The sequence below is a fragment of the Furfurilactobacillus curtus genome (assembly GCF_054657915.1).
On the sequence record NZ_BAAHXU010000001.1, the window covers coordinates 2,072,340 to 2,084,454 of the forward strand.

The following is a 12,115-nucleotide window of genomic DNA, read 5'->3' on the forward strand; positions in this document are numbered from 1 at the left end:
TCATGAATAAAGAAAAATTAAACGAAGCAGTTCGATCACGACGCACTTTTGCAATCATTTCACACCCGGATGCGGGTAAAACAACGATTACTGAACAAATGTTATTACTTGGTGGCGTCGTTCGGCAAGCAGGAACCGTCAAGGGGCGTAAAACCGGTAAGTTTGCTACATCAGATTGGATGGAAATCGAGAAACAACGTGGAATTTCGGTTACCAGTTCTGTGATGCAGTTTGACTACAATGGCAAGCGAATTAATATTTTAGATACTCCTGGACATGAGGATTTTTCCGAAGATACTTATCGAACCTTAATGGCTGTCGATTCAGCAATTATGGTGATTGATTCAGCAAAGGGAATTGAACCGCAAACTAAAAAATTATTTCAGATTTGTAAAATGCGTGGCATTCCAATTTTCACCTTTATGAATAAGCTGGATCGAGATGGGCGTGAACCATTGGATTTATTAGCTGAATTAGAGGATGTGCTTGGTGTTGAAACATATCCGATGAATTGGCCGATTGGCATGGGCAAGGGACTACAAGGTTTATACGATCGTTATAATCAGCAGGTTGCCTTGTATCATCCAGATGCGGATGGACAGCAATATTTACCACTGAATGAAGATGGCGATATTGCTGAGGAAAATTCCTTACATCAGGAATCAATTTGGCGAGACACACTTGATGAAATTGATTTGATTAATGCGGCCGGCAATGAGTTAGATCAGGAAAAAATCAAAACTGGTGATTTAACGCCTGTGTTTTTTGGGTCCGCTTTGGCTAACTTTGGAGTGGAGACTTTTTTGAAGACTTATTTGGATTATGCACCGCAACCAGCAGAACACGAGACGAAATCTAACAGGTTCGTTGAGCCCACCGATGAAATTTTTTCGGGTTTTGTCTTTAAGATTCAGGCAAATATGGATCCCAAGCATCGTGACCGAATTGCATTCGTTCGCATTTGCTCAGGCACATTTGAGCGTGGCATGGATGTGAGTCTTCAGCGAACCGATAAGAAACTTAGATTAAGTAATTCAACCCAATTTATGGCTGAAGAACGAGAGAATGTTCAAACGGCGGTGGCGGGGGATATCATCGGTTTATATGATACAGGCAATTTTCAAATCGGTGATACGATTTATACTGGCAAGGAAGCGATTCAATTTCAAGATTTGCCACAGTTTACGCCGGAACTATTTGTTCGAGTTAATGCCAAAAATGTAATGAAACAAAAGTCATTTCATAAAGGAATTCAGCAACTAGTTCAAGAGGGGGCTGTCCAATTATTTCGCTCCTACACTGCTAATGACTATATCTTAGGGGCTGTTGGGCAACTTCAATTTGAAGTTTTCGAATTTCGGATGAAAAATGAATACAATTCTGAAGTTACGATGGAACCACTGGGTTCAAAAATTGCTCGCTGGATTGATCCGGAACAATTGGATGAAAAGATGGCTTCAAGTCGCAATATCTTGGTTAAGGATAGTCACGATATGCCACTATTCTTATTTGAGAATCAATTCTCTGAGAACTGGTTCATTCAGAAATATCCAGATGTGAAGTTAGCGGCGAAGTTGTAAATGTCTATGCGAATTAAAATTATTAGTCTGTGCTGATTTTGATCGAAAGTCTATAAGTATAGTTAAATACTGGTTATTATTCTTCCCCAAAAAAATTTCGTGTTAAATCTTAATTTAATTCGTTTCGTGGAGAAGTCAGACGCTGGTCAATGTGTTTCACTTGTTTTGATTAAGTTTATTCAATAATTGTTCCATTTGCTAAAGTACGGCGGGATGCCATCGGGAACATATAGTTTTATACAGATGGTCATCAATTATCTTTGAGCGCCGTTCTTCATAAGGGGGAGAAACTTTGAAAAGTAAATCAAATGAAATGAGTTCGTTAAGACGAAGTTGTTTTTTTTATGGGGCAGCGTTTTTAATACCATTCCTTATTTTTGGTGTGATGCTATTTCTATTGAAAATAACACCATTTGGGGACAACACAATTGCATATATCGACGCAAATAATCAATATTTGAGCTTTTTCGCTTACTTAAAACAAAATTTGAGTAATCCAAGCGCATTTCTTTATAATACATCAATTAATATTGGTGGGAATTTTTTTGGGATTTTTACTTACTATTTACTGAATCCACTTAATTTACTCATTCTTTTTTTCTCAGTAGGTAGAGTGGCAAATTTTCTTTTAACGATCGTTTGGCTTAAATTGGCAATATCCGGATTAGCCATGTTCATTTATCTTCATTTCCATTTTAAGTTAAGCATGTTTAAAGTGATAGAGAAGAGAAATGCAATTTGGTTTGATCTCGTCATTTCAACAGCTTATTCGTTATCAGCATTCTCTATTATCTACATGTCTAACGTAATGTGGCTGGACGCAGTTATACTCCTACCGTTAATTATGCTTGGCCTTGAAAAAATATTTAGTGGACAAAGACCATATCTTTTTGGATTGCTTTTGTTTTATGCGTTTGTAGTTAACTACTACACAGGTTTTATCATAAGTTTTTTTTGTGTTATTGAATTTATCTTCTTAATTCTTTGGAGCAAAGTATTGAAGCAAGTAAATACCATTACTTTGCGTAATCGTTCTGTTGCCGCAATTATTACGGGAGGATTTAGTTTAGGCCTAGCAAGTGCAATACTAATACCTAGTTATCTTTCAACAACGGGAGTGCTTAAAGAACCTTATCGATTTTCGTTTGATTTTATGTATAACTTAGTTGATGAAACCAGAGGAATTTTAGGAGGAGTGCCTGGTAATGTACCGCAGGTTGGGCCGCTAATCTTTTGTGGTATGTTTGTCATTACTGCGTTAGTGTTATTTTTTAGCTCCAGTTCAATTCGTGGTGATGAAAAGCGCCTTTGGTTTTATCTGATCGTAACTTTGATATTCTTTTCCGCTTTTAAAGGGATTTATTTAGCTTGGCATGCGTTTGCAATGCCAAATGGCTTTCCACAACGAGAATCCTTTTGTTTAGTTTTTGTGATGTGTCAAGTTGCTGCTGTTTCATTACGAAGTGATTTAAATATTTCCGGTCGCAAACTGGAACGTATTTTATTAGTAGTAACAGCTTTACTGATCCTTCTTTCAAAAGTGGAAAGTTTTATTAGTGGTCGAACTCTTGTTTACAGTTTGTTTATGATGGCAATCTTTGGGTTTCTAATAACTCACAAAAACTTATCTCGTTTTGGCAGTTTCGCATTAGTCGTACTAGCTTTTTTGGATATTAGCTATGGGGTTTGGATGAACTGGGGCACCAACCAAACCCAACTCCAAGTCTCTGTCTTTAACAAATATGTTGATACCCTTGGTTCAGCAATAAGTGACATTAAAAGAGATGATTCCACGTTCTATAGAATTGGAATATCTACATCACAATCTACAAATCAACCATTGTTGTTAAACTATAATGGCATGAGTAGTTATACATCAACACAGCCAACAGATTTGGTTAACTTCATGGCCGCTGTTGGCTATCATCAAAATCATGGCTGGACGAGGTGGTCGAATTATAGTAATGGTTCAACTAGGGCAATGGATGAATTATTTGGTGTGAAATACAGAATTGAGAATTCTAACAGCACTCTTCAAAAAGATTTTAATAGAGTAGTTGCAAGTGTGGGATATGATAACGTGGTCAATAATTTAAGTTTTAAAGGAAGGCTTATAAGTAATGTTAATAATCTTAAAATATATAGAGATACAGACGCGCTTCCTTTAGCTATGACTGTTGACCGAAGTGCATTATGGGGCAATCACCAGCTGGAACAGACTAGTAACATTAATCCATTTAAGAATCAGAATTTAATATGGCGGTCTATTACCGGAGATAAACGCAATTTGAATGATCTGGCCAGAATAGATCTGATGCCAACAACTACTTCAGCAATAAAGAAATATCGAGTAGTGGCCAATCATGACGGTGAACTATATGCAGAGTTTCCTCAAGTAAGATCAACGTTAATCAGTCAACCTCTGAATGTTTTTCTTAATGGACGACTAATTTCGGAATATAGAACAGAGGGAGAAAATGGAATTATTGATTTAGGGAATTTTCATGCTGGGCAGGAAAGTACTGTGACGTTACGCTCTAGTGACAATAAACCAATAGAAGGCATGAATTTAGATGCCAGGGCATATACACAAAATTCACTGGTCTTGCGCGATGGTCGTAAGTTATTAAAGGCGTCTGGGATGATTGAAAATCAACAAATAAAGAATAACCATATTAAGTTAAAGGTAAATAATAAGCGTTCACAAACGCTGATGTTATCATTACCTTATGATGAAGCATGGAAGATTACCGATCAAAATGGTCGCATACTAACTCAACAGCGAGCTGTTGGAACACTAATGGGGATTGAGGTTCCCACGGGAACTAAAATGATTCATCTTGTTTATGAACCTGCTGGTTTACACGCAGGAATTTTGATATCTGCTGTCAGTTCTTTATTGATAATCGGTTGCACACTATTTTATGAGTACAAACATCGAGTTCAATGAATGTAAATTGTGAGAATGCATAACTATGGGATGTTTAACCTTTTCGGAACAGTGCGCAGAAAATTCATCGAGTGAGTTGTACGAGATTTTTAAGCGTCTAAATCTCAACATGGGATAAAAATATTAAATCCGTGGTGATAAACTATTCTGTGAGTGTTATGTGTTGTTATCTCAACAGTAAGCTAACATTTGACATTGTTTATCATTTTTAGATAATCGAATTGTAAATGCCGGCCATCAAATGTAAGGAATCAGCGATTAGAGTCAAAAATACTCACAACTTGCAACATCGCAAAGATGAAGGAGGCTGTGAGTATTTTTTCATTACAATTCTTTATAAAAAGTTGTTACATCTTCTCCAGTCGTTCAATTCGATCCTCAATCGGTGGATGCGTATCAAACCAATGGCTGAAGGACCGTTTCTTCTTAAATGGATCAGAAATATACAGGGCTGCGCTACTAGCATCAGCAGCTTGCATCGGCTCACTACTTGAGATCTTGCGTAGCGCAGAAATCAGTCCTTGAGGATTGCGGGTTAGCTCAACGCTACCGGCATCGGCAAGGTATTCACGATTACGCGACAAGGCCATTTGCGCAATGGATGCGGCTAATGGCCCTAGGATAACCAACAGGATTGAGACAATGATCATGATGATTTGTAGATAACCGCCGCCATTGTTGTCATTATCGCGATCGCGGCGACCGCCGCCCCACCAAAAGGAATGCATGCCGATGTTTACCAACAAGCTAATAGCTGCAGATAAGGCGAGGGCAATCGTTTGTAGGCGAATGTCATAGTTGCGGACATGGCTCATTTCGTGACCAATGACGCCTTCTAATTCTTCTCGATTTAAGACGCGGAGGATACCAGTCGTAGCTGCGATCGCCGCATGTTGTGGATCATTGCCCGTTGCAAATGCATTCGGACTGGGATCATCGATGATAAACACACGAGGCATTGGAACCTGTGCGACCATTGCCATGTCTTCCACGGTATGCCATAGCATCGGTGCTTGCTCTGCGCTGGTGATTTCTTGGGCATGGTTCATCGACATGACAACATTCGTTGAGTTACCAATCATGACGAGACTATAGATGACGGCGATTACTAACGCCATGATTAAGCCGATCAAGCTGCTATTGAAGAAAACATAACCGACGGCGACGCCAATGGCCATCACCAGTAAGACAAAGCCGATGAGGACGTAGATGGTTCGTCGCTTATTTTGACGAATTTGTTCGAATAACAAGGGATGAGACTCCTTTGCAATAAAATGGATGTTGCTTATTTATCGAAAGACACTTTTGGGGCTGACTTTTCTTCTTCGGGAACTTGTAGGTAGTCAGCTGGGGTAAAGTGATGAATGTTAGCGACGATATTACTTGGGAAAGACTGAATCTTTAAGTTCAGGTTAGCAGCGCTGGTGTTGTATAACTGGCGTGAGTAAGCAATCTTATTTTCTGTGTTGGAAAGTTCTTCCATCAGCTGACTGTATTGGGTATTAGCTTTTAAGTCAGGATAAGCTTCGGCAACTGCAAAAATACTCTTCAGTGAATTAGTTAGCTGATCAGATAGGTTCATCGCCTGTTGGTGATCGTCTGCGGGCACGTTAACCAATTGATTGCGCAAACCGATGACCTTTTCCAAGGTACTTTGTTCATACTTGCTGTACCCCTTAACGGTTTCAACTAAGTTAGGGATCAAATCATTTCGTCGTTTGAGTTGCACGTCAATCTGGCTCCAAGATTCCTGCGTGTAGGTTCTTGATCGCACCAGACCGTTATATTGGCCGATGTAGATGGCAACTAGCAAAACTAAAATAACCACAATGATAATTGTTGGAATCATATTATTCTCCATTCTTCTACTGGCGTAGTTGACTTACGTTTGAGCCTATTTTACCAAAGAAATAACCAATGCGGCAGTTTCTCAGTTTGCCTTAATGAATAATTGTGATTTTTGCCTTTATGGCGGCTTTCAGGTATGATATTAAGCAGACAGAATGGAGGAATATTTATCATAACCATACGTGAGGCACAAAAAGATGATGCTGGCCAGATAGCCCCCCTCATCAATATCATTTTCAAGGAAATGGAACTCGAAGAATTAGAAGACGTCCCTGACCCTGCCGTCCTAAAGGCCATCACCGCCGCTTACCAGAGCGAAGCCTATCTATCTGGTAAAGCAACGACAGTGGTGGCCGAGGCCAATGGTCAAGTAGTAGGGGTGGCGTTTGGCTACCCTGATGAAAATGAAGCAGCTGTTGATCGAGTGCTGGAACGAGCTACCCGTTTCAGCGATGTCTTTGAAACGGACAGTCCGTTTGGATCTGATTACGAGGCGTTTAAAAACGAATGGTATCTGGATTCAATCGTGGTTGATCCACAGTTTCAAGGTTTAGGGATCGGTGGCAAATTATTGGAGGCAATTCCTGATTTTGCCGCCGAGGATGATAAATCAGTCGTCGGTTTAAATGTTGATTTCGAAAACCCCGGTGCTAAGGCGCTTTATGACCGACACGATTTTAAAACGGTCGGTATCAAAAAAATAGGGGATCACTGGTATTTCCACATGCAACGTGAAGTGGTCGAAGCTGGTGTATTAGAAGCATAAATAAGTTGAGTAATCCAGCGACATAAGTTGGATTGCTTTTTTATTGTGACCTAAATTATTTTGACCTAGTGAAAGATCGCAATGCTTAACATTTGTTTTTGAATTTGGATTTATAGTTGTTGTTCCACTGCACTATTGATATGCTCGCTATCGGTGAAATCTTTTATGAGCTATGGTCATCGACTTAATGATCACAGTGAAACTCGTTATTTTAGAAAAAAGGGAGTTCTATATTTCATGCAATTTCAGAAACTGACAGAAGCACAATATGCTGCCTTCGAACAGCACCATCCGGCTGGTTCCTACATGCAAACAACATATCAACAACAAGTTCTTTCACAGCGTGGCTGGGCATCAGAACTAATGGGCGTTGTTGATGACCACGGTGAGGTAATTGCGACTGAATTACTTAATAGTCGGCCATTACATGTCGGCACTTTGTTTGAAGTTTCTGGTGGGCCATTGCTGGATTGGCAAGATGCGGATTTAGTTAAATTCTTGGCTGATGAAACGATTGCTTATGCAAAAGCGCGTCGAGGATTGGTCCTGCGATGGTTACCCAATATGCATACACGGGCTTTTGATGATGACGGTAGAGTGACCAAGCATTTTAGTGATGCTGGTATCCGTCATTTGCAGGCAGCCGGATTCCAGTATCAACCATCTAAGCCAGTGGTAGATGGGGAATATTCCAAGATTAGTTTGGGTTATGAGTTCATTAAGGATCTATCTGAGCTGACAGAGGCGACACTGCCTGCTAGCTACACGAAGGACGCCCAATATGCCATCAAAAAGACCCACCAGTTCGGTGTTAAGCTACGGCGGCTTTCATATGAGGAATTGCCCGAGTTCAAACAATACGCGGACGCGACTGCTGAACGTCGTGGGTTTACAGATAAATCTTTGGATTATTATCAAAAGACGTTTAAAGCCTATGGAGATCAGGTACAGTTCATTTTTGCTGAATTGAACTTTGCCGATTATTTGCAAGAAGAAGCACACAAACGTGAGGAGTTAAGTCAGCAAATTGCAACGATTCAGCAAAAGCTCACGCAGTCACCGACAAATAAACATTTCAAGAAACAGTTAAACGAATTAAATGATCAGGATAAGCAACATGTTAAGCGAATCGCAGATGCCAGTCAGCAACAAGAAAAATACGGTGACACGGTTGTCTTGGCCGGCGCCATGTTCTTCACACAACCGCAGGAAGTCTCCTATATGTTTAGTTTTACTAATGATGAATTTAAACGCTATTACGCGCCGTATTTGATTCAAGATGAAATGCTCCATCAAGCAGTTGCTGATCAAATCCCACTGTATAACTTTTATGGAGTTACTGGTAACTTCGATGGTTCCGATGGGGTGCTAAAGTTCAAGCAATCCTTTAATGGTGAAACACTAGAGACAGCAGGTGTTTTCACACGGCCAGTGCGGCCATTTGCTTATCAAGTGGTCCAAACTTTAAAACATTTAACGGGACGTCAGTAGAAAAAGGCATCGCCAATTGGTGAACGCATACAAATAGGGATCGTCAGTTACACAGACAAGTGTGATTGACGATCCCTATTTGCTATATTTTTACGCCCGAACATCCATTGGCCCAGTTAATTTAACATACATCGAGTTGATAAACCCTAATCCTTGTAGTTGGAACCAAACTACGCCAGATGGATCACTGATTTCACCATTGATGACCACGACACTGCGGTTGGGAATGGTGCCACTCGGGCGCCCATATGGTTCGGCGTAGTAAGAGACGGCCTGACCATCGACAAAGTCAATCTCGCCACGCGCAGAGATGGGGTTAACATCCCAATGGTGCTCCGGCAAATTATCTTGATGTGATGTTGGTCTAACCGGTTTTGAATTAAGGGCAAAGGCGTTGGGCTTGTACATGACCCATTGGTTAATGCCCATGTTATACCAAAATTCGCCATTATCTGTTGCCACTCGCGAAAATACGCGCCATACGGAACCAACCGGCATTTCTAAGGCCTGTAATTCACCATCAGGCCGATCGTAAGTTGGCATGTCTTCTTGAATGGTGGCATACATTTTGACCTGTTCAACTTCGGCCCAATTAGCTTCACGGAAATATAGACGGGCTTCTTGTTGCTGATTAGAGAACCAGCCTTCAAGCGTACCTGTATGATGCAATAACCGAAAATCATCAATTTCTGGCACGTCAACTTTAAAGGGTTCACCAACATTACCCCTTAATACTTTTGGTTCAAGCAAGGTTTTACCTGAATCAACATCGGTGTAATAAACCCAGACTGGTACACCTTCGACTAAATTGTCATTCATAATTGCAGACCCCATTGCACTTGATATTAGTTATAGTATAGCGCAAACGGCAGGTAAACGGCATGAGGATTTAAATCGCTTAGTGAAATCCTAAAGAGTCAAACATGCTAAAAATACTTTTGATTGATGTTTTGCAGGACATTTTTTGCTGTTATGTAGCGAACTTGGTACACACCAGGATATAGTTTGATCATTACATTGATTAAGCCAAATAGCTAGCACATAGGGGGTTAAAAAACAGGAAATCGGTAGGAGGGTCGGCCTTGAACATTGTCGGTAAGGGATCAAAGATTAGGCCGGTTTTACCCAATAAAAAAAGTCCCACCATCAAAATGGTGAGACTTCAAGTGGTGCATCAAATTATTTGGTTTGTTCTGCGTTTTGAGCAACTGAAGCTGGCTGAGCCTGGTCATCAGCTTCAACTTTGATCTGGTCATCATCCATGACAGCCACTAAGTTGTGCGTATCAGGATTGTCCAAGAAGAAGTCGGCAATGCGGTCTTCTAATTGCTCTTGAATGACACGACGTAATGGGCGAGCCCCCATAGTTGGGTTGTAGCCGAGGTCAACTAGCTTAGCTTCAACTGGCTTGGTGACCCGAATGTGTAAGTTACGAGTATCCAATTGATCGTTAACGTCAGTCAACATCAGTTCAACGATTTGGCCAAGGTTATCCTTACTCAAGGAGTTAAACTCAACGATATCATCGAAGCGGTTCAAGAATTCTGGCTTGAAGTAATTACCTAACTTCGCCATGAGACTAGCATGAGTGTCTTGCGCTGCCCCAAACCCGACACTATTTTCACCAGAGTCACCAGAACCCGCATTTGAGGTCATGATGATGATCGTATCCTTGAAGGAAACTGTGCGACCCTGTGAATCAGTCAGACGGCCGTCGTCCAAAATCTGTAAGAACATGTGCATAACATCTGGGTGAGCTTTTTCGATTTCGTCCAAGAGAATTAGTGAGTAAGGGTGCCGGCGAACCTGTTCGGTCAACTGACCGGCTTCTTCGTAACCCACATAACCAGGAGCCGAACCAATTAGTTTAGAAACGCTGTACTGTTCCATGTATTCACTCATATCAAAGCGAATCATGGCATCCTTAGAACCAAATAGTTCTTTAGCAAGCTGCTTGGCCGTTTCAGTCTTACCAACCCCAGTCGGGCCGACGAAGAGGAATGAACCGATTGGCCGACCAGTTTGGTTCAACCCAATTCGGTTACGGCGAATCGCCCGAGCAACTTTATCAACGGCCTGATTTTGACCGATAACATGTGCTTCCAGACGTTTGTCAAGATCCTTTAGCTGGCTCTTTTCTTGCGTTTGTAGGTCACTAACGGGAATATCCGTTTTCTCTTCAATGATGCGCTCAATGTCTTTTTCAGTGATAGTTGCAGCATCATCGGATTGCGGATTCTCTTCAGCATCCTTTTTAGCTCGTTCGAGCTGATTGACTTGGTCGCGGTAATAAGCGGCTTTTTCGTAATCTTCTTTGTCCAATGCTGATTGTTTGTGAGCTTCTGCTGTATGAATCTTGTCTTCATAAGAAGTTGGGTCGACATTACGCAACGTCAGGTTCTTCTTAGAGCCGGCTTCGTCGACCAAATCGATCGCCTTATCCGGTAAGAAACGATCCTGAATGTAGCGAGCTGATAAACGTGCAGCGGCTTCAATGGCAGCGTCAGAGTAGTGAACGTGGTGATAGTCTTCGTAACGCTTCTGAATCCCTTTTAGAATGGAAATCGTGTCTTCAACAGATGGTTCTTCAACTTCGATTGGCTGGAATCGACGGGCCAATGCGGCATCTTTTTCAATGTCACGGTATTCTTTTTGGGTGGTCGCCCCAACCAATTGGAATTCACCACGTGCTAAGGCTGGCTTCAAGACGTTACCAGCATCCATACCGCCTTCAGCATTTCCGGCACCGACGACTTCATGGATTTCGTCGATAAAGAGGATAATATCATCGTTCTTTGAGACTTCGTCCATCAGTTGCTGCATCCGCTGTTCAAATTGACCACGAATCCCAGTTCCTTGAACAAGTGAAACAACATCTAGTCGGATAATTTGCTTGTTAAGTAGTTTTTCTGGCACCTTACCGTTGACGATGGCCTGCGCCAAACCTTCAACGACGGCCGTCTTACCAACACCGGCTTCCCCAATTAGAACGGGATTGTTTTTAGTCCGACGGTTTAAAATCTCAATAACGCGATCGATTTCGGCATCACGACCGATGACGGGATCGATTTTTCCTGCTTTGGCTTGATCAGTTAGGTTTAGACCATATTGATCGAGGAGCGGGTGCTTGCTGTTGCGGTTGTTACCGCCATTATTATTGCCACCGCGGCCAGCCTGAGTTGCTGGGCCTTGCTGGGCTTGTTGAAAGTTATTTGCATTAACGTTCCCATTTTGCATTGCCGCAAAGAGATCGTCTAGGTTACCAAAGCCAAATGGATCTTGAGCCATGTTTGAGCCTCCGTTTCTATTACCATTCATTAAATTATTGCCTGCTTGTTGGAGAAGTTGATAGCAATCTTGACACAAATTTACTTGGATTTGTTGTCCATTCATATTGACGCCTAAATGGATTGTTGCCTCATTCTTCTGGCAGTTTTGACAAAGCATGTCGTGATCACTCCTTCATCAGTATTCATCAAA

8 protein-coding genes are annotated in these 12,115 nt (G+C 41.4%); 4 read left to right on the forward strand and 4 right to left on the reverse strand.

The window, feature by feature from the left end; all coding sequences use genetic code 11:
• Window positions 1-2 precede the first annotated feature (2 nt).
• Both ACYQ0Y_RS09705 and ACYQ0Y_RS09710 read left to right on the forward strand, forming a co-directional pair.
• On the forward strand, window positions 3-1,580 hold the full coding sequence (locus ACYQ0Y_RS09705; RefSeq protein ID WP_407884062.1) for a peptide chain release factor 3: 1,578 nt from the start codon (window positions 3-5) through the stop codon (window positions 1,578-1,580).
• 292 nt (window positions 1,581-1,872) lie between these two features.
• On the forward strand, window positions 1,873-4,530 hold the full coding sequence (locus tag ACYQ0Y_RS09710; RefSeq protein ID WP_407884060.1) for a YfhO family protein: 2,658 nt from the start codon (window positions 1,873-1,875) through the stop codon (window positions 4,528-4,530).
• A 347-nt stretch (window positions 4,531-4,877) separates the two neighbouring features.
• Here ACYQ0Y_RS09710 and htpX read toward each other — a convergent pair whose 3' ends face one another.
• Together htpX and ACYQ0Y_RS09720 are read right to left on the reverse strand one after the other, a co-directional pair.
• Window positions 4,878-5,780 carry a zinc metalloprotease HtpX gene (gene htpX / locus ACYQ0Y_RS09715; protein WP_407884058.1) on the reverse strand — a complete coding sequence of 301 codons (903 nt, stop codon included), beginning with the start codon at window positions 5,778-5,780 and terminating at the stop codon, window positions 4,878-4,880.
• Window positions 5,781-5,815: 35 nt separating this feature from the next.
• A complete protein-coding gene (locus ACYQ0Y_RS09720; protein WP_407884056.1) occupies window positions 5,816-6,379 on the reverse strand; it encodes a LemA family protein in 564 nt (187 codons plus the stop codon).
• A gap of 168 nt (window positions 6,380-6,547) precedes the next feature.
• Here ACYQ0Y_RS09720 and ACYQ0Y_RS09725 point away from each other — a divergent pair, with 168 nt between their 5' ends.
• A complete protein-coding gene (locus ACYQ0Y_RS09725; RefSeq protein WP_407884348.1) occupies window positions 6,548-7,144 on the forward strand; it encodes a GNAT family N-acetyltransferase in 597 nt (198 codons plus the stop codon).
• A 237-nt stretch (window positions 7,145-7,381) separates the two neighbouring features.
• Window positions 7,382-8,635, forward strand: coding sequence for a peptidoglycan bridge formation glycyltransferase FemA/FemB family protein (locus tag ACYQ0Y_RS09730; RefSeq protein ID WP_407884054.1), 1,254 nt, complete (start codon window positions 7,382-7,384; stop codon window positions 8,633-8,635).
• A 90-nt stretch (window positions 8,636-8,725) separates the two neighbouring features.
• Here the strand turns inward: ACYQ0Y_RS09730 and ACYQ0Y_RS09735 are convergent, their stop codons facing one another.
• Both ACYQ0Y_RS09735 and ACYQ0Y_RS09740 read right to left on the reverse strand, forming a co-directional pair.
• Window positions 8,726-9,454 carry a MucBP domain-containing protein gene (locus tag ACYQ0Y_RS09735; RefSeq protein ID WP_407884052.1) on the reverse strand — a complete coding sequence of 243 codons (729 nt, stop codon included), beginning with the start codon at window positions 9,452-9,454 and terminating at the stop codon, window positions 8,726-8,728.
• A 360-nt stretch (window positions 9,455-9,814) separates the two neighbouring features.
• Window positions 9,815-12,082 carry an ATP-dependent Clp protease ATP-binding subunit gene (locus ACYQ0Y_RS09740; protein WP_407884050.1) on the reverse strand — a complete coding sequence of 756 codons (2,268 nt, stop codon included), beginning with the start codon at window positions 12,080-12,082 and terminating at the stop codon, window positions 9,815-9,817.
• Window positions 12,083-12,115 lie beyond the last annotated feature (33 nt).